The 17,248-nt window shown below is 72.5% G+C and carries 15 protein-coding genes; 5 read left to right on the forward strand and 10 right to left on the reverse strand.

Annotated elements, in window-relative coordinates:
- Window positions 1-30: 30 nt before the first annotated feature.
- Complete coding sequence (locus AB0M08_RS03645) at window positions 31-639, forward strand: TetR/AcrR family transcriptional regulator (protein WP_364487775.1); 609 nt, start codon at window positions 31-33, stop codon at window positions 637-639.
- 215 nt (window positions 640-854) lie between these two features.
- Here AB0M08_RS03645 and AB0M08_RS03650 read toward each other — a convergent pair whose 3' ends face one another.
- From AB0M08_RS03650 to AB0M08_RS03675, 6 genes are all read right to left on the reverse strand, one after another.
- A complete protein-coding gene (locus AB0M08_RS03650; RefSeq protein ID WP_364487778.1) occupies window positions 855-1,484 on the reverse strand; it encodes a carbohydrate-binding protein in 630 nt (209 codons plus the stop codon).
- A gap of 33 nt (window positions 1,485-1,517) precedes the next feature.
- Window positions 1,518-2,423, reverse strand: coding sequence for a TIGR03619 family F420-dependent LLM class oxidoreductase (locus tag AB0M08_RS03655; protein ID WP_364487781.1), 906 nt, complete (start codon window positions 2,421-2,423; stop codon window positions 1,518-1,520).
- Window positions 2,424-2,432: 9 nt separating this feature from the next.
- Window positions 2,433-3,191: a hypothetical protein gene (locus tag AB0M08_RS03660; RefSeq protein ID WP_364487784.1), complete on the reverse strand. Its 759-nt coding sequence runs from the start codon at window positions 3,189-3,191 to the stop codon at window positions 2,433-2,435.
- Between the two features lie 313 nt (window positions 3,192-3,504).
- Window positions 3,505-6,213 carry a bifunctional diguanylate cyclase/phosphodiesterase gene (locus tag AB0M08_RS03665; RefSeq protein ID WP_364487787.1) on the reverse strand — a complete coding sequence of 903 codons (2,709 nt, stop codon included), beginning with the start codon at window positions 6,211-6,213 and terminating at the stop codon, window positions 3,505-3,507.
- A 99-nt stretch (window positions 6,214-6,312) separates the two neighbouring features.
- Complete coding sequence (locus AB0M08_RS03670; protein WP_364487789.1) at window positions 6,313-6,969, reverse strand: response regulator transcription factor; 657 nt, start codon at window positions 6,967-6,969, stop codon at window positions 6,313-6,315.
- Between the two features lie 60 nt (window positions 6,970-7,029).
- The gene (locus AB0M08_RS03675; protein ID WP_364487791.1) at window positions 7,030-8,067 is read right to left on the reverse strand and encodes a histidine kinase; all 1,038 of its coding nucleotides are present in this window, start codon (window positions 8,065-8,067) and stop codon (window positions 7,030-7,032) included.
- A gap of 118 nt (window positions 8,068-8,185) precedes the next feature.
- On the opposite strand from AB0M08_RS03675, the gene AB0M08_RS03680 reads away from it, so the two are divergent.
- Window positions 8,186-8,704 carry a hypothetical protein gene (locus AB0M08_RS03680; protein WP_364487794.1) on the forward strand — a complete coding sequence of 173 codons (519 nt, stop codon included), beginning with the start codon at window positions 8,186-8,188 and terminating at the stop codon, window positions 8,702-8,704.
- Here AB0M08_RS03680 and AB0M08_RS03685 read toward each other — a convergent pair.
- From AB0M08_RS03685 to AB0M08_RS03695, 3 genes are all read right to left on the reverse strand, one after another.
- Window positions 8,654-9,667 carry an ATP-dependent DNA ligase gene (locus tag AB0M08_RS03685; RefSeq protein ID WP_364488034.1) on the reverse strand — a complete coding sequence of 338 codons (1,014 nt, stop codon included), beginning with the start codon at window positions 9,665-9,667 and terminating at the stop codon, window positions 8,654-8,656. The genes AB0M08_RS03680 and AB0M08_RS03685 overlap by 51 nt on opposite strands.
- 383 nt (window positions 9,668-10,050) lie before the next feature.
- On the reverse strand, window positions 10,051-11,046 hold the full coding sequence (locus AB0M08_RS03690; protein WP_364487797.1) for a hypothetical protein: 996 nt from the start codon (window positions 11,044-11,046) through the stop codon (window positions 10,051-10,053).
- 33 nt (window positions 11,047-11,079) lie between these two features.
- Window positions 11,080-13,845, reverse strand: a complete 2,766-nt coding sequence (locus AB0M08_RS03695; protein WP_364487800.1) for an AAA family ATPase — start codon at window positions 13,843-13,845, stop codon at window positions 11,080-11,082.
- 117 nt (window positions 13,846-13,962) lie between these two features.
- Between AB0M08_RS03695 and AB0M08_RS03700 the strand changes: the two genes are divergently transcribed.
- Window positions 13,963-14,211, forward strand: a complete 249-nt coding sequence (locus AB0M08_RS03700; RefSeq protein ID WP_364487803.1) for an SCO4226 family nickel-binding protein — start codon at window positions 13,963-13,965, stop codon at window positions 14,209-14,211.
- Between the two features lie 48 nt (window positions 14,212-14,259).
- Here AB0M08_RS03700 and AB0M08_RS03705 read toward each other — a convergent pair whose 3' ends face one another.
- Window positions 14,260-15,294: an intradiol ring-cleavage dioxygenase gene (locus AB0M08_RS03705; RefSeq protein ID WP_364487806.1), complete on the reverse strand. Its 1,035-nt coding sequence runs from the start codon at window positions 15,292-15,294 to the stop codon at window positions 14,260-14,262.
- A 195-nt stretch (window positions 15,295-15,489) separates the two neighbouring features.
- On the opposite strand from AB0M08_RS03705, the gene AB0M08_RS03710 reads away from it, so the two are divergent.
- Together AB0M08_RS03710 and AB0M08_RS03715 are read left to right on the forward strand one after the other, a co-directional pair.
- Window positions 15,490-16,026, forward strand: a complete 537-nt coding sequence (locus AB0M08_RS03710) for a helix-turn-helix domain-containing protein (protein WP_364487809.1) — start codon at window positions 15,490-15,492, stop codon at window positions 16,024-16,026.
- Window positions 16,023-17,246, forward strand: coding sequence for an MFS transporter (locus AB0M08_RS03715; protein ID WP_364487812.1), 1,224 nt, complete (start codon window positions 16,023-16,025; stop codon window positions 17,244-17,246). The genes AB0M08_RS03710 and AB0M08_RS03715 overlap by 4 nt, the downstream gene beginning before the upstream one ends.
- The last annotated feature ends 2 nt before the right edge of the window (window positions 17,247-17,248 follow it).

Raw genomic sequence — 17,248 nt, forward strand, 5'->3', positions numbered from 1 at the left:
GTTTTCGTACGGGGTCGATAAAGTGAACGAGTGCCACGAACCAAGACGGGGACCTATGCGGTGGGCCGCAAACGCCGCGAGCGGATCATCGAGGCGGCCGCCGCCCGATTCGCCGACGCTGGGTATCACCGAACGTCACTCGCTGAGATCGCCGAGTCCGTCGGTGTCACGGAGGGTGGCCTGCTGTATCACTTCCCGTCGAAGAAGCACCTGCTCCTCGCGGTCGCCGAGCACCGGATCGCCTCCGAGGCCGACTGGTGGGCGCAGATCCCCGAGGAGGCCGGGCTCGCCGGCGTGCTGGACCAGATGGTCCTCTCGGCCGAGCGCTTCCTGCGCCAGCCGGGCCTGATCGAGCTCTCCGTGCTGGCGTCGGCGGAGGCGGCCGACCCGTCCAGCCCGGCCCACGCCACGTTCGCGGCCCGCTACGAGCGCGCGGTCGACGAACTCGCCGGCATGTTCCGCCGCTGCGTCACCCGGGGTGACCTGCCGGCGGACACGGACTGCGTGGCGCTGGCCCGCCAGTCGATAGCGGTGAGTGACGGCCTGCAGCTGCAGTGGGTCCTCTCCGACGGCAAGATCGACCTGATCGCCGGCATCCGCGACCACACCCGCCGCATCCGTTCCCACGCGGCGGGTTAGCGGTTCCACCTGGTTCCGCACAGCCTGAAGGGTGATTCTTGTGCCGATAGCGGCAGTTGGCCACGCTGACGGGCATCACCCAGCCCTGCCATCGCCCGGCTGGAACTGGGCGAGGTCGTGCCGGAGCTCAAGACCTGGCCAAGCTCAGTGTGGCCACAGGCCTGGAGTTCCGTCTCTCCGTCGCCCAGGGGACGTCGCTCTGGGCGGCGGCGGGGTCAGTGCTGGAACCGGAGCCAGTTGACGTTGAGGAACTCGCTGTCGTCGGGGGCAGTGAACGTCACGTAGACGGTGTGTGTGCCGGTCACCGGGGAGAGCGCCGCGGTGTCCGTACGGAAAACCTGCCAGTCGCCGGTGTTGCTGACCGACAGCTCGCCGACCGGGTCGGCGGTCAGGCTGTCCAGACGGATCTCGAGCCGCCCCGTGACGCCGGCGCCCGAGGCGAGACGGACCTGGGCCTTCGTCGCGGGGACCTCGCCGAACGCGAAATTGTCGAAGCGCAGGTAGTCGCCGCGCTTGATCCAGCCGACGTTCTGGCCGCCGCCCTCGTCCTCGGTGTCCTGGGCCTCGATGCCGGAGAGCTCGTTCGCCGACTCGGCCTGGAGTACGGCGTATCTGGTCGCCACCGGTGCCTTGGTGGTGGCCGACGGCGACGGGGCCGCGGACGCGCTGGGGGAGGGCACGGCGGAGAGGACGGCCGCCGCGGCGGGGGTCTCGGCCGGGGTGTCCTGCCAGCGGCCGATCAGGTAGCCGACGGCGAGGAGGCCGAGACCCACGAGGCCGAAGAGGGCGCGGTTGCGGGTCCGCCAGGAACGTGTCCGGTAGACGCTCGGGGTGCTCTGGTCCACCCGCCAAGGGTAAACAGGCGTTGATGCGAGCCGTCAGGGGACGGGGGCGAGACGGGTCAGGATCTCGGCGCCGAGCTCGGCGGCCGCCCGCGGGTCCGCGTCCGGGCCGCCGATCCGCGGGTCCCAGTTCGGCTCGTAGAAGAGCTCGGTGGCACCGGCCTCGGCGTATCGCTGGACGCCGTCCCGGATCTGCGCCCAGGAGCCGGAGAGCGGTACGTCCTCGTCACGGCGGCCGGCCTGAACGGGGGCTCGTACGATCACCCGTACCGTGGAAGGGTCCTTGCCCGCCGCGGCGGCGGCATCACGAACCACCCGAACGGCCTGGGTGAACTCGGCGAGACCGGTCCGGCTGCTGCTCACCCAGCCCGCGGCGAGGCGGCCCGCCCGGCGCAGCGCGACCTCGGCGGTGCCACCCAGCAGGATCGGCGGACCGCCGGGCTGGACCGGCTTGGGCAGCATCCGTCCCGGCGGCACCGGGTAGAACTCGCCGTCGAACGCCGACACCTCGTCGGTGAAGTAGGTGCGCAGCGCGGCGAGGTACTCCTCGACCCGGCGGCCGCGCGGCTTCGGATCCGAGCCGGTCGCCCGGAACTCCGGTGCCGACCAGCCGGTGCCCAGTCCCAGGTCGAACCGGCCGCCGGTGAGCAGGTCCAGGGTGCTCGCCTGCTTCGCCAGCACGGCCGGTGAGACGTACGGCAGGTTGATCACCGAGACGCCCAGCCGGATCCGGCTCGTCGCCGCGCCCGCCCAGGTCAGCGCGACGATCGGGTCGAGCACGCTCTGATAGATCGGCGCCAGGTCCTGCCCGGCGCCGACCATCAGCCGCTGGAACGTCCAGAGCCCGTGGTAGCCGAGCTCCTCGGCCTGCCGGGCGATCGCGGTCACGGTGTCCGGCTGGGCCCACGCGCCGGAGACCGGCAGGCCGAAACTGATCAGCATGCGATCAAACTAGACCGATTTCCCCGGTCCGCGAGCCAGCAACTGCTCCACCTCGGCCAGCAACTTGTCCACCTTGGCGCGGATGTCGTAGCCGAGCTGGGTGCCGACCACCGCCCGGTTCAGCGCCCAGGACGGCGTCACCGTCGGGTTGGCCGGCGCGTCGGTGCCCGGGTTGGTGACCCCACCGGCGATCACCTTGCCGGCGGCGTCCTTGCCCGGGTCGTAGGTGAGCAGCGCCTGGGCCAGCGCGTCCCGGCCGGCCCTGCTCTTCGCCCACTCGGTCATCCAGGCGGTGAACTCGCTCTTCGTCACGTCTTCCTCCAACAGCCCCCACGGGCGGGTGTCGCTCTCCTGGCCGGTCGTGTATCGCGCGGAGAAGTGCGCGTGCTCGGTGTGCGGGCTGCTCCCGGTGTACCGTCGCGCCGTCCAGCCCCACGACCGGGACCAGATGGTGCGGTCGTAGATCACGTTCTGCAGCCGGTCGTCCCGGCCCTCGCGGTGCCGGATCACGATGACCTCCACGGCCTTCCGCATGGTCCAGCCGGCCTTGCGCAGGTCGTCGTCGACGTCGATGGCGTGGACCTCGTTGCGGCGGTCCGCGTCCTCGTACGGCGTCGCCCCGGTCTCGTCCGGGTTGTGGTCTGACTTCTCCCGCGCGTGTGCCGAGTCGCCGACCGAGCCGTCGCTGGCCCGGTCCCGGCCCGGCGCCAGCTGGTTGAACTCATTCCGGAGAGTGATCAGGCAGGGCACCAGAACCCAGGACGCCATCGGACTCCTCCTCCCACGGATCGGGCACCGGCTCCCCGGCCCATCGCTCCTCGGGCCCCGGATCGTGCGGTATCACCGCCCGCTCGACCCCGTGCTCCCCTGCCGGATGAGTCATGTCGGCTCCTCTTCACCGTCGGTGATCCCTTTCGGCCCGATGCTCACCTCCCACCCGCACCGGGTTGAGGACTCGCGGTGCGACAACCCCGGTCACAGGCAAACCTTGGCCCTTCTTTTTCATCCGTACGCGCGGAGTCCCCGCTCTCGCTCCACCGACGACGCCCGTCGTGCGCCCGACGATCACCCCCACCCGGATCTACCAGGTCTGACCCGCGGGGACCTCGGCACCCTCCAGGAAGAGCCGTCCGGCCTCCGCGGCGGGCACCGGGCGGGAGAAGTAGTAACCCTGGGCGAAGCCGCAGCCCATCTCCCGCAGCGCCGCCAGCTGCCCGAACTCCTCGATGCCCTCGGCGACCGTGGCCATGCCCAGGCTCTTGCCGAGCCGGACGATGGTGTCGGTCAGCGCGGTGTCCCCGGCCAGCACGCCGAGCCGCTCGACGAACGAGCGGTCGATCTTCAGGGTGTCGACCGGGAAGCGGCGCAGGTACGCGAGCGAGGAGTACCCGGTGCCGAAGTCGTCGATGGCCAGGGTCAGCCCGAGGGCCTTCAGCCGGACCAGCTGCTCCAGGTTCGCCTCGGTGTCGGTCATCAGCACCGACTCGGTCATCTCCAGGCAGAGGCGGTCGGCGGACATGCCGGTCTCGGCGAGGACCGCGGCGACCGTCTCGGCGAAGTCCTGCTGGTCGAACTGGCGTACCGAGACGTTGACCGCCATCTTGAGCGGGCGGCCCCCGGAGGCGGCGCTCCACTCCACGGCCTGGCGGCAGGCCTCGTGCAGCACCCAGCGGCCGAGCGGGACGATCAGCCCGGTGGCCTCGGCGATCGGGATGAAGTCCAGCGGGTTGATCATGCCGCGGGTCGGGTGCGGCCAGCGGACCAGCGCCTCGAAGCCGACCACCGCGTTGGTGTCCAGGTCGATCGTGGGCTGGTAGTGCAGCCGCAGGTCGCCGTTCTCCAGCGCGATCCGCAGGTCGTTCTCCAGCTCCAGGCGCTCCAGCAGGCCCTCGCGCATCCGCGGGTGGTAGCTCGCGAAGACCCCGCCGCCGGCCGCCTTGGCGTGGTGCATGGCCAGGTCGGCGTCGCGGATCATCTGCTCGGCCCGGTCGGCGTGCTCCTCGTCCGCCTCGACGGCGGCGTCGGACGCGGCGGCGAGGCCGATGCTCGCCCGTACGTGAATGAGCCTGGCACCCACCTCGACCGGCGCCTCCAGGTCCTCCAGGATCCGGCGGGCGACGCCCTCGGCCTCCTCGATCCCCTCCGAGCCCTGGATCAGCACGGCGAACTCGTCCGCGCCGAACCGGGCGACCACGTCCTCGCCGCGGACGCAGGACTGGATCCGCTCGGCGACCTGCACCAGCAGCTGGTCACCGGCGAGGTGGCCGAGGCTGTCGTTGACCCGCTTGAAGCCGTCCAGGTCGAGGTAGAGCACGGTGACGTCGGCCGGGTCCTTCTGCAGCGCGGTGACGGTCTTCTCCCGGAAGAGCGCGCGGTTGGCGAGCTGGGTCAGCGAGTCGTGGTACGCCTCGTGCACCAGCTGGTCCTGCAGCTCCTTCCGGTCGCTGATGTCCCGGGTGTTCAGCACGAAGCCGGCCACGTGCGGGTCGTCGAGGAGGTTCGTCAGGATCATCTCGGACGGGCGGAGCCGGCCGTCCTGGTGGATGTGGATGATCTCCATGGTGACCGTGGCGTACGGGCGGGCCTCGACCTGCTGCATCGCACCGGCCAGCCGGATCGCGGTCTCGGGGTGGAGCAGATCGGTGAAGCGGTGCCCGAGGAAGACCTCCGGGGCGTACCCGAAGACCCGCTCCATGGAGTCGCTCTGATAGCGCACCACGCCCTCGGCGTCGATCACCGTGATCACGTCCGAGCTGTGCTGGATCAGCGCGTGGAAGTGCTGCTCCCGGTCCCGCAGCTCGGCGGTCCGCTCGGCGACCCGGTCCTCCAGCGTCCGGGTCAGCTCCCGGTTCTCCAGCAGCGTGAGCACCTGCCGCCCGATCAGGAGCAGGATCAGGACCGACCTCGTGTACGCCACGAACTGGCTGCTGTGCCCGGTGGTGACGTGGAAGAACACGGTGGCGCAGAGTGCCGCGAAGACGGCCAGGTACGGCGCCATGGTGCCGGTCAGCCGGACGCTCGGGCGGATCTCGCCGAGCAGCGGCTCGGCGTCGTTCCGGGGACGCGCGGCGCCCAGCATGATCAGGGCGTACCCGCCGATCCAGCCGAGGGCGAGCAGCGGCGAGTTGTCCGCGTCGTGGATCAGGCGCTGGTAGACCCAGGAGATGTCGGCCGCGGCGAACGCGGCGATCCCGGCGCCGAAGAAGGCCAGGTCGGCCGCGCACCGGTGGAAGCGGCGCTGCCGCGGCCACATGTAGGCGATCATCGTGGCGATCACGATGTCGCCGAGCGGGTAGAGCAGGTTCAGGTAGAACGCCGGGTCGTTGGACTCGGTCCCGGTCCGCGGGTCGATCACGAACACCCAGCTGACCAGTACCACCGAGGCCGCGACGAGCATGCCGTCGAGGACGCTGCGCACCCGGTTGAGCAGCGGCTGGGCCGCGCTCGGCAGGATCAGCAGCCCGGCCGGCACCAGGACCGCCATGCCCAGGTACGACGGCGACAGCGCGGGACCGTCCGACGCCCACTCCGGGACGATCCAGAGGAGCTGCCCGGTGCACCAGGCCGCGACACCCGCGGCGAGCGTGGCCCAGCCCCACCGGGCCCGCCCGGTGTAGCCGCGGGCCCGCCACAGGCACGCGCCGGTCGCGCCCGCGCCGGTGACCGCCATCGCCCAGCCGACCACCGCCGGCCCACCCACCCCGGTGTCGATCAGCACCGCGAGCACGGCGACGACCGCGGCGACCGCCGAGCAGAGGCGCGCCCAGTGGCCCGCAACGTTGACTGCCATACCGACGAGCCTCCGTCCACCACCCCGGTTGGGTGATCAAACGGGGTATCGGGCCGTACCGGGCCGGGTTGAGGGCAGCCCGGGTGCAATGCGGTTGTGTTACCGGTTCATCAGGCCGTCCTCGTACGCCACGATCACCAGCTGGACTCGGTCCCGGACGCCGAGCTTGCTGATCGCCCGGGTGATGTGGGTCTTCGCGGTGAGCGGGCTGATCACCAGTCGCACCGCGATCTCCTCGTTGGACAGGCCGGTCGCGACCAGCGTGACCACCTCGCGCTCCCGCTCGGTGAGCACGGCCAGCCGGTCGCCACCGGGCTCGGCCGCGACCACCGGCCGGTGCGCGAACCGCCCGACCACCCGGCGGGTGACGCTGGGGGAGAGCAGCGCGTCGCCGCCGGCCACCACCCGGACCGCGGACCGCAGCCCCTCCGGATCGATCTCCTTGGTCAGGAAGCCGCTGGCGCCGGCGGCGAGCGCGGCGAAGACATACTCGTCGGTCTCGAACGTGGTCAGCATGATGATCCGCGGCCGGGCGTCCGCCCGGAGGATCCGGCGGGTGGCCTCGATGCCGTCCAGGCCGGGCATCCGGATGTCCATCAGGATCACGTCGGGGTTCAGCGCCCGGGCGGTACGGACCGCCTCGTCGCCGGTGGACGCCTCGCCGACCACCTCGATGTCCCGCCCGCGCCGGAGCAGGCTGCGGAACCCGGCCCGCACCAGATGCTGGTCGTCGGCGAGGAGCACGGTGATCGGCATCGGTCACCTCCTGGGGAGCGGGGCTCGGAGCCGGGCCGGAAGCAGGGTGATCGGCATCGGTCACTTCCCGAGGGGCAGGGTGGCGCGGACGGTGAACCCGGAGTCGCCCGGCCCGGCGGTGAGCGCCCCACCGAGCGCCGCCACCCGCTCCCGCATGCCGGTGATGCCGTTCCCGTCCTGGTGGCCGGGGGATCCTCGGCCGTCGTCGCGTACGTCGACCAGGACGCTGTGCGGCGCGTACCGGAGGGTGATCCAGGTCCGGCTCGCCCCGGCGTGCCGGACGGTGTTGGTGAGCGCCTCCTGGACCACCCGGTAGATCGTGGTGGTGACCGGTTCGGGTAGCTCGACCGGGGTGCCGAACTCCTCCATCGACACGGCGAGCCCGGCGTCCCGGGTCCGGTCGACCAGCTGCTCCAGAGCCGGGGGCCGGTCCGCCCGCAGCACCCCGATCAGCGTCTTCAGGTCGGTCATCGCCCCGCCGCGGACCTCCTGGGCCAGCTTGAGTGCCTCGCGAGCCTCCTCCGGGTCGTCGTCGAAGGCGTCCAGGGCCACGTTCAGGTGCACACCGACCACGGCGAGGGTGTGCGAGACGACGTCGTGCAGATCGCGAGCGATCTCCACCCGCTCCTCGGCGCGCCTCCGCCGGGCGTTCACCTCCCGCTCCCGGCGATTGCTCACGTACGCGACGACCCCGGCCAGCACCGCCGCGAGCCAGAGCGCCTCCCCGCCGACGTGCGCGAACGCCCAGTCCGAGGAGTGCCGGGAGACCACCCAGTCCCAGGTCAGCCCGTAGGCCAGCGCGATCGCCGCGGTACCGGCGGCGGTGCGGATCCGGCCGGCCAGCACCGTCATCACGAAGATCGCGGTGGCCGGCCAGACCCAGCCGGTGTCGATCAGCCGGGCCGACCGCCACGCGGCGATCAGCAGCACCGAGAGGATCAGTGCGGTCCGCGGCCACCGGCGGGCGGCGAGTACCAGGAGCACGAGGCTGGCCGCCAGCGAGACGGTCATCTCGGCGCGCGTGTTCCCGCCGGTCATGGCGAGCCCGGCGGGTACGCCGACGAGGGTCGCGGCGACGAGGAGATAGACGATTCTCATGTCGGCGACGCTAGGCGCGGCGTACGGCCCGGCGCGTCGTCCCGGAGCTGTCCCTCTCATGGACGCCTCCCGCGTACGAGCTACACCATTCGATGTATTCGCTCGCTAAGGTAGCGGAGTGACCGCCGCGGAACTGCTCGCCGCCTCCGGCCGCTTCACCATCGCGCCCGGCCTGTCCGATGCCGAGATCTCCGAGATCGAGGCCGAGTTCGCCTTCACGTTCGCCCCCGATCACCGGGCCTTCCTCGCCGCGGGCCTGCCCACCGGCCCCGGCTGGCCGGATTGGCGCGGTCCCGACCGTACCGCGCTGCGGGCGTCGTTGACCGCTCCGGTCGAGGGCGTCCTCTTCGACGTGTCCGAAAACGATTTCTGGTACGAGGGGTGGGGCGCTCCCTTCGGCGATCGTCTGGCGACCGCGCGGGCGGGCCTGATGATCGCGCCCCGGATGATCCCGGTGTACGGGCACCGCTACCTCCCGGCCAAGGTCGAGGCCCATCCGGTGCTCTCGATCCACCAGACCGACGTGATCGTCTACGGCGCCGACCTCAGCGACTGGCTGTACCGCGAGTTCGGCCTCGGCTCGCCGTCACCCCGCCGGGTCCGCCCCAGCGTCCCGTTCTGGAGCGCCCTGGTCTGAGGCCTCCGCGGCCACTTCACCCGAGGCGGCCGCGGCCTTCCGGCGCTTCCCCTCGTGCATGGCCTGTACCCGGGCCACCGGAATGGTGTGCCCCTCCGCGACCAGCCCCGGATCCAGCACCTGCGGCCCCGGCATGCCCTCGGCCCACGGATCCCGGTCCCCGAGCAGCCCGGCGACGTTGCGAAGGGTGAAGTCCCCCGGCGTCACGTCATCCAGCTCTTCCCAGGCGACCGGAAACGACACTGGTACACCGGGCCGGATCCGCGGGCTGTAGGCCGCTGCCACGGTCGCCCCGCCGGCCCGGGTCGCGTCCAGGAACACCTTCCCGTGCCGGTCCTCCTTGATGAACGCCGTGGTCACGAACGACGGATCGATCCGCTCGGCCCGCGCCGCCACGGCTCGCTGTGCCGCCGCCACATCCTCAGGCTCCGGGTCCCCACCCAACGGCACATAGATGTGCACCCCTTTAGAGCCACTGGTCTTGACCGTTCCTGACATCCCCGCGTCATCGAGTGCCCGCCGCACCAGCCGCGCCGCGTCCACCACCGTCCGGAACTCGCCCCCTTCCGGCGGATCAAGATCCAGGATCAAGTGCGTCTGCCGGTACGGCCGATCCTTCACGAACAGCGCCGGGTGCAACTCCACCGCTCGCTGGTTCCCGAACCAGAGCAGCGTCCGCCGATCGTTCCCGAGCGCGTAGACCACCTTCCGCCGCGACGCCTCCGCCCACACCTCGACACGCGGCACCCATTCCGGCGTGTACTTCGGCAGGTTCTTCTGCACGAACTGCTCCTGCCCCCGCAGCACCCGCGTCACGGTGAGCGGCCGGTCCCGTAACACCCCGACCAGTCGCCCGCTCATCACATCGAGATAGTCGACGAGATCCCGCTTGGTGACCCCGGCCCCGGGAAACAGCTCCTGCTCCAGGTTCGTCAGCCCAACCCCGTCCCGCTCCTCACCCATCCGGTACCTCTCAGTGCGCTTGAGCAAGCACACGGTTGGTGGTCCCGCCTTGCGGCGGGACGGTCCCGGTCCTGCCCGCGGTTGCGGTGCCGGGTTGACGCTTCGCAGCCACCTGCCCGCGTCCGCGGTAGCCACCCCTATCCTGCCCGACCCCCTACTCCCGATCACCGTTTCCCGCGGCCCTGACCGCCGTGCTCGCGCCGTTCGCCGCCTGGTCGAGCGCGAGCCGGCAACCAGCCACGAGACCCACCCGCGGTCACCTGCCGCACCGCCGGCCGCCGATCGGCGGCCGGCGGTCAACTACGGAATGCCCTCGCCGTTCCGGGTCTCAGTGCCGGCTCTCCGTCCCCGGCCGGCGTCGCGACACGGAGATCCGGTGGAGTTCAGGTGTTGCGTGGGCGGGGGACAGGGCGGGTCCTGTCCGGGTCGTCGGGGTGGCGTGGCGGGTCGGCGTAGACGCGGGCGCGGGCGATGCGGTCGGGCGGAAGACGGTACGTGGCGGCCTGGACAAGCTCGTCGGGAGCGGTGTGGCGGCCGGTCCGCTGGGTGGACTCGTGCTGCTCGGTGCGCTGGGCGGGCTCGTGCTGCTCGGTGTGCTGGGGGGATTCGCGCTGCTGGGGGAGTTCGGGGGCGTGTGCAGTGGTGGACCACTGCGGGTCGGGGAGGGAGGAGTAGCTGACACCGCCGTAGGCGGCGGGTGGCGGGATTCCCGGCAGGCTCGGGGCGGCGGGGGCCGGGAACCCGAGGTTCTCCGTCCTGGCCGCGAAGGGGAGTGGCAGTCCCGGTGAGACCGGCGCGGTGGGCGGCGCCGGCACGTCCGGGGCGGGCGCCGGGTGTGGGGGGAGCGCGGCGGAGGGGGATGCCGGCAGGGCGGGGGCGGAGTGCGGGGAGGTGCCGGCCGGGACGAAGACCGGGAAGAACTCCTCGGGGGCCGCCGGAGACGGGGCCGGGGTTTCCGCTCGGTGTGAACCGCCCCTGCCGGAGGGGACGACGATGCCGGGAGTGCCGGCCGGGGAGTGGGGGTTGGCCGGGGAGTGGTCGGCCGGGAGGGATGCCGGGGCTGCGGGCGGGGGCGCGGCAGGTGTGGAGGGCGCGGCGGGTGTGGAGGGCGCGGCGGGTGTGGAGGGCGCGGCGGCGGGAGAGGTGGAAGCGGCGGAAGCGGCGGCGGAGGCGCGGACGGAGCCGCGCTTCGGGCCGGCTATGCGGGCGGCGATGCTGAAGACGCGGCGGGCGGCGGTGTCGTAGCCGTCGAGGTATGCCTCCTCGCGGTCCGAGCCGGTCTGGCGGCGTTCGTGCAGGCGTCCGGCGGCGTACCCGAGGCAGAGCATGAACGCGGCGAGCAGGGAGAGCAGGATGGCGGAGTTGCCCGGAGCGGTCATGCCTCGATTGTGACGAACGGGATAGACCGGGAGCTATGGGCCGTTTGACGTACCACGATGGAATGAGCGGGGCGGCTCAACGGTGACGAGCCAGCCGGCGATCTGGGTACGCTTCGACACCCCGAGTTTGGCACGGATGTGCTCGACGTGGGCGGAGACCGTACGCGGTGAGATGGTCAGCAGACCCGCTATCACCCGATCGGTGTGGCCGGCGGCGATCAGCCGGGCCACCTCGAGTTCGCGGGCGGTGAGCACCGGCGTGGTGGACCGGGGCGGGGGCGGGTACGCCGTACTCCAGCCCGGTGGCAGCGGATCGCCGAAGACCGCGCGGGCCTCGGCTGCCAGCGTGGCGGCCTCGGCCGGGCGGCGGGAGCGGTGCGCGCAGCGGGCCTGGTCGAGCAGGGCGGCGGTGCCCTCCCAGACGCGGCGCCGGGCGGACCAGAAGCGCGCGGCGCGGTCCAGTTCGGTGCGGGCCTTGCCGGTCTGGCCCTCGGCCAGGTGGATCAGCCCGCGCGCGTGGCCGAGCGCGCCGAGGGTGCCCGGGATGGCGCGGGCGGTGAGCGGCCCGGCCAGCCGGTCGATCCACTCCCGGGCGGCGGTGGGGCCGCTGGCGGAGAGTTGCGCTCGGGTACCCGTCACGGCGTACGGGAAGAGGTAGGCGGCATCGGAGACCGGGGCGGAGGCCGCCCATCCCCGCTCGCACCACGCGACGGCCGCGGTGGTGTCCCCGGACTGGAGGGCCAGCTCGGCCAGGCCCCACCAGGCCGGCGAGACGCGCTGCAGCTCGGCCATCCCGGTGCCCAGGTCGGCGGCCTCGGTGAGCAGCGCGCGGGCCTCGGCGGCGTCCCGGGCCAGCGCGAGATAGCCGAGCACGTGCAGCGCGGTGATCCGGGTGGTGATGCCGCCGCGGCCGTCGGCGAGCGCGAGCCGGGCCTGCGTCTCGGCCTCCGCGCGGGCACCGGTCGCCCAGAGCACGTGGGCCAGGTGGGCGGTCATGTAGTGGCGGTCGTTGAAGCGTTCCACCCGGTCGGCGTACGCGATCCCCTCCCGCAGCCATCGCTCCGCGCGGTCGTACTCGACCAGCACCGAGCAGGACGACCCGAGCATCCGGTACGCGCGTGCCGCCGGACCCTCCAGGCGCTGCTCGGTGGCCTGCCGCACCGCGCCCTCCAGCAGCGTCAGCCCCTCGTCGAGCCGCCCGGCGAAGAGCAGCACAGAGCCGACCGTGGCGTCCAGCTCGCAGCCGGGGCCGTGCTCGCGGGCCGTCGCGCCGTCCTCGAGCGCCTCGTCCAGCCGGCGGTCCAGCATGTACGCCGCCGCCAGCGCCGCGTGCAGCCCGGCCCGGATCTCCGGGTGCCCGGCGGCGAGCGGCAGCCCGCCCCGGAGCATGGCGGTCCGCCGTTCCAGGTCGTCGCCGAGCAGGTGCCGGACCGCGACCCAGCCGGGCAGCAGGGCCGCCGCCGCGCTCGCCTCCCCGGCCGCGATCCGGATCCGGTACGCCTCGGCGTACGCGGCGTCCGCCTCCCCGTTGTCGTCGGTGGCGGCCAGTTCGGCGGCGAGCGCGGCCAGCAGCGTCGCGCGCTCGGCCGGTGCCGCGCCGCGGTCGAGGGTCCGCTCGGCGCGGCGGTAGAGCTCGGCCGCCTCCCGGTGCGCGGAGAGGGCGACGGCCTCGGCGGCCGCCTTCTCCGCGTACGCGTGCGCCCGCGCCGTACGGTGCGCCCGCTCGTACTGATCACTGAGGAACGCGGCCGGGAACCCGGCGCCCGCCGCCGCCTCCGCGGCCCGTTCGTGCAGCTCCCGGCGCCGGTGCGGGGTGAGGTCGGCGTAGAGCGCGTCGCGGATCAGCGCGTGCCGGAAGTCGTACACCGTCCCGTCCCCGCCGGGCTGCACGAAGAACCGCTCGGTCAGCTCGCGCAGCGCCGCGTCGATCCGTTCCGGGGTGTCCCCGGCGATCGCGGTGAGCAGGTGCGGGTCGAACGAGCGCCCGAGCACCGCGGCCGCCCCGGCCACCGCCCGCGCCCGCGGGCCGAGCTGCTCGGCGCGGAACAGCACGGCGTCGGCCAGGGTGTCCGGTACGCCCCGCGCGGCGGCCAGGAACTCCTCGACGTGCAGCGGGATGCCGTCGCTGCGGGCGTGTAGGCCGGGCGGGCTGGTGCCGGTGATCGCGCGGGCCAGGTCGGCGGTCTCGTCCGGGTTCAGCCGGGGCAGCCGGACCTCCTCGGCGTACCGCTGGGTGAGCAGCCGGGTCCGCCAGGCGCGCATCGGCACCCGGGGGTAGAGCTCGTCGCTCCGGTACGTCCCGGCGATCAGCAGGGGCAGCTCCCGGGCCCGGCGGCCGAGCCGGGCGAGCACGTCCAGGCTCAGCTCGTCGGCCCAGTGCAGGTCCTCGCAGGTGATCAGGAGCGGACCGGTGACGGCCGCTTCGACCAGCTCGGCCAGGTCGGTGACGAGCAGGCGGCGCTGCCGGTCCGGGTCGTCGCCCGCGGGCTCGCGCAGGCGCCGGCCGATCCGCTCGCCGGGGACGGCGGTCGCCTCCGCGCGGCGCAGCCCGGCGCCGAGGTCGGCGAGCAGGCCCGCGGCCACCTCGGCGTCGCCCGGTGCGGCGGCCGCGGTGACCACGGTGAATCCGGCGGCGGCGGCCCGCGCGCTGATCTCGTACAGGAGCCGGGTCTTTCCGATGCCCGCCTCGCCGGCCAGGAAGAGGAGCCCTCCCCGGCTCTCCGCGGCCTCGTCGAGGCGCCGCCCGGCGAGGGCGAGCAGGTCACCGCGTCCGATCAGGACCGGGCTGCGCAGGGACATGCCGTGACTGTAGGAGGTCCGATCGGGCTTCCTAGGTGTTAAGACCGATGTACGACCGACTCCGGCGCGGGACGCTGAGCAGGCGACACAGCACACCCGTGGAAGGGGAGAGGTTCGATGGCGAAGTTCATGGACGTGCACGACGGGTTCTACGGCGTCACCGCGGAGCAGCTCAACGCGGCGCACGACGCGGACCTGAAGATCGAGGGCGAGGAGGGTGTGCACTTCGAGCGCGCCTGGCTCGACCCGGAGGCCGGCAAGGTGTTCTGCCTGAGCACCGGCCCGAGCAAGGAGGCCGTGATGCGCGTGCACGAGCGCGCCGGCCACCCGACGACCCAGGTCTACGAGCTGACGACCGAGGTCTGAGGGGCGACGTGGGGGCCTCTGGGGGAGGCCCCCACGTCTACCCGCCGGTCACCAGGAGAAGGGCCACCACCAGTGGCGGTGCTTCTTCTCGTGCTTCTTGGCGGCGAGGTGCGGCTGCGACGCCGCGGCCGAGCCGGCCGAGGCGCTGGCCGTGGCCGTGGCGGTGGCCGACGCGGAGGCGCTGGCCGATGCCGATGCCGATGCCGAGTCGGACGGGACGGGCGAGGGGCTGCCGGACGGCGGCTCGCCGCTCGGCCCGCCGGAGGGGGCGGCCCCACCGCTCTCCTCGGTGCCGGACGGGTCGACCGCGGCGGTCAGGGTGGCGACGTAGCCCGCGGCCACGCTGCCCGTGACGGTGGCCATCTCGCGTGCGGCCGAGTCGTCGCTGAACACGTTGTCGGTGGCGATGGTGATCTGGCTGAGGTTGGTCACGCTCTGGCTGTAGCCGTCGGTGGCGTAGACCGTGTCGGCGACCTCCTCCGGGATCGCGATCTGGGACGTCTTGATGATCGGCCCGTCGCCGCTGGTCGCGTTCGCCAGCGAGGAGTAGACCTCGAAGTGGATGTGCGGCCAGCGACCGGAGTAGCAGGCCGGGAAGATGCTGGTGAAGGTGACGGTCCCGGAGTCGTCGGTCTCCTGGATGCCGCGCAGGTAGTTCTCGTCGGTGATGCCGTCCGAGTAGAGCGAGTAGTTGCCGTCCCGGTCGCAGTGCCAGGCGTAGACGGCCGCGCCGGTCAGCGCCGTGCCGTCCAGGTCGACGACGGTGATCGAGAACTCGAACGGGACGCCCTCGGCGGTGGTCGTCGAGGTGCCGAACGACGACCGGATGTCACTGCGGACGATGCCGTCCTCGGTGCGTACGTCGATCCCGTTGGAGCCGTCCGCCGGGTACGGTCCGGCCGTCTCGGACTCGATCTCCTCGAGCGCCGCGATCGCCGGTCCGCTGGTGCCGATCAGCGCACCGGCGGCCACGACCGCGCTGGTGCCGCCGACCACGGCCAGCATCCGGCGACGGCTCATGGTGCCGAGGTCGAATGCGAGCCCCTTGTCGTGGACCTCGCGGACGAATGCCGCGTTGTCCATGTGCTGCTCGGTCAAGGGTGTGCCGCCCTCCTGAGTGGATCTGTGTGACCGGCAGAGAAGACCATCGACTCTTATGCACCTACTGTCGGGTAGCTATGTCCTGGATAAGTGCCGTGTGGACGATCTTGTCAACAAAGCCGTACCTAAAGTAAATAGCTGTTGCGCAAGAACTCTTTACCATCCATGCTGGAGCGCATGGCAGAACTCAAGGACGAGGCCGCCCTCCGCGCGGTCGCCCATCCGCTCCGCCGCCGCCTGCTCGACACGCTCCGGGTCGACGGCCCGTCGATGCCGAGCGCGCTGGCCAAAGTCACCGGTCAGGCGGTCGCCAACGTCAGTCACCACCTGCGGGTCCTCGCCGACGCCGGGCTGATCGAGGAGGCGCCCGAGCTCGCCCGCAACCGCAAGGAGCACTGGTGGCGGATGAGCGACCCGCGGATCTCCTGGAGCGCGGCGGATTTCTCACCGGAGGCCGCCGACGCCGCCGCCGCGATCGGCCTGCAGCGCCAGCTCGACCTGATCAACACCTGGCTGGGCAGCCCCGCGTCGCGCGCGGAGCCCTGGGGCCCCAGCGCCTTCACCACCGATGTCTGGCTGCGACTGACCCCGGCCGAGCTGGCCGAGCTGGGCGACGAGATCAACGCGTTGATCAGCCGCTATCGGGGCCGCCCCGACACCCCCGACCGCGAGCCGGTCTTCGTCCTGGGCCGCGGCTTCCCGGCGCGGCCGTGACCGGGGAATTCGGCAAGCTCTGGACCGCACTGACGATCAGCCGGCTGGGCAGCTCGGTCGCCGCCGTGGTCACCCCGCTGATCGCCGTCCAGGTGCTCGACGCGAGCAGCCTCACGGTGAGCCTGCTGACCGCCGCCGCCTGGCTGCCGTGGCTGCTGATCGGCCTGCCCGCCGGCGCCTGGGTCGACCGCGTCGCCAAGCGCCCGGTGATGCTCGCCTGCGACGCCGCGAGCGCCCTGCTCGTGGCGAGCGTCTCGATCGCCGCCGGGCTCGGCCGTCTCACCGTCGCCCACCTGCTGCTGGTCGCCCTGCTCACCGGCGTCGCCTCGGTCTTCTTCTCGGTCGCCTACACCGGCTACCTGTCGGCGATGTTCGCGCCGGATCGGCTGGTCCGGCTCAACGCGCTGGTCTCCGGCAGCGAGTCGGCCGGTCAGATCGCCGGTCCCGCGCTGGCCGGGGCGCTCGCCACCGCCGTCGGCGCGGTCACCGGTCTGGCGATCGACGCGGCGAGCTTCGCCGCCTCGCTGCTCGGCCTCGCGCTGATCCGCCGCCCCGAGCCCCGGGTGGCCGCCCGCGCGGCCCGGCGGGACCTGCGTGCCGAGATCGCCGCCGGTATCCGCTGGCTGGCCCGCGACCCGTACCTGCGCTCGCTCGCCCTGCACGGCGCGATCTGCAATCTCGCGCTCAACGGCTACGGCGCGCTCACCGTGGTCTTCCTGGTCCGCGACGTCGGCGTCGGGTCCGGCACGGTGGGGCTCCTCCTCTCCGCCGCGGGGGTGGGCGGCCTGGCTGCCGCCGCTTCCGCTCCTTTTCTGGTACGCCGTTGCGGCGCCGCCCGCACCATGGTCTGGTGCAAGATCGCCGCGGGGATCTCGGCCCTGCTGCTTCCTCTCACGACCCGTGGCCCCGGCCTGATCCTCTTCGTCACCGGTTACCTCCTGGTCAGCTTCTTCGTGGTGATCGGCAACGTGATCGCCGGCAGTTTCCGGCAGTCCTACGTCCCCGCCGAGCTGCTCGGCCGGGTGCTCACCGCGATGCAGTTCGTCAACTTCGGGGCGATCCCGGTCGGCGCGTTGCTCGGCGGAGTGCTCGCCGGGGCGTACGGGAACAGAACCGCGATAGCGGCAATGACCGTGACCTATGCGCTCGCCGGCCTGATCATGGTTTTCGGGCCGTTTCGCGCTTGCCGTGACCTACCGGCACTTTCCACCGTTCGGTAATA

The organism is Actinoplanes sp. NPDC051851 (assembly GCF_040681165.1).
Classification (GTDB): domain Bacteria; phylum Actinomycetota; class Actinomycetes; order Mycobacteriales; family Micromonosporaceae; genus Actinoplanes.

Bases quoted from the DNA above. Each gene is read 5' to 3' on its own strand.
- AB0M08_RS03655 (WP_364487781.1), bottom strand. From the start codon at position 2,423: ATGCTGATCAGTTTCGGCCTGCCGGTCTCCGGCGCGTGGGCCCAGCCG.
- AB0M08_RS03660 (WP_364487784.1), bottom strand. From the start codon at position 3,191: ATGGCGTCCTGGGTTCTGGTGCCCTGCCTGATCACTCTCCGGAATGAG.
- AB0M08_RS03665 (WP_364487787.1), bottom strand. From the start codon at position 6,213: ATGGCAGTCAACGTTGCGGGCCACTGGGCGCGCCTCTGCTCGGCGGTC.
- AB0M08_RS03670 (WP_364487789.1), bottom strand. From the start codon at position 6,969: ATGCCGATCACCGTGCTCCTCGCCGACGACCAGCATCTGGTGCGGGCC.
- AB0M08_RS03675 (WP_364487791.1), bottom strand. From the start codon at position 8,067: ATGAGAATCGTCTATCTCCTCGTCGCCGCGACCCTCGTCGGCGTACCC.
- AB0M08_RS03685 (WP_364488034.1), bottom strand. From the start codon at position 9,667: ATGGGTGAGGAGCGGGACGGGGTTGGGCTGACGAACCTGGAGCAGGAG.
- AB0M08_RS03690 (WP_364487797.1), bottom strand. From the start codon at position 11,046: ATGACCGCTCCGGGCAACTCCGCCATCCTGCTCTCCCTGCTCGCCGCG.
- AB0M08_RS03695 (WP_364487800.1), bottom strand. From the start codon at position 13,845: ATGTCCCTGCGCAGCCCGGTCCTGATCGGACGCGGTGACCTGCTCGCC.
- AB0M08_RS03700 (WP_364487803.1), top strand. From the start codon at position 13,963: ATGGCGAAGTTCATGGACGTGCACGACGGGTTCTACGGCGTCACCGCG.
- AB0M08_RS03705 (WP_364487806.1), bottom strand. From the start codon at position 15,294: ATGGACAACGCGGCATTCGTCCGCGAGGTCCACGACAAGGGGCTCGCA.
- AB0M08_RS03710 (WP_364487809.1), top strand. From the start codon at position 15,490: ATGGCAGAACTCAAGGACGAGGCCGCCCTCCGCGCGGTCGCCCATCCG.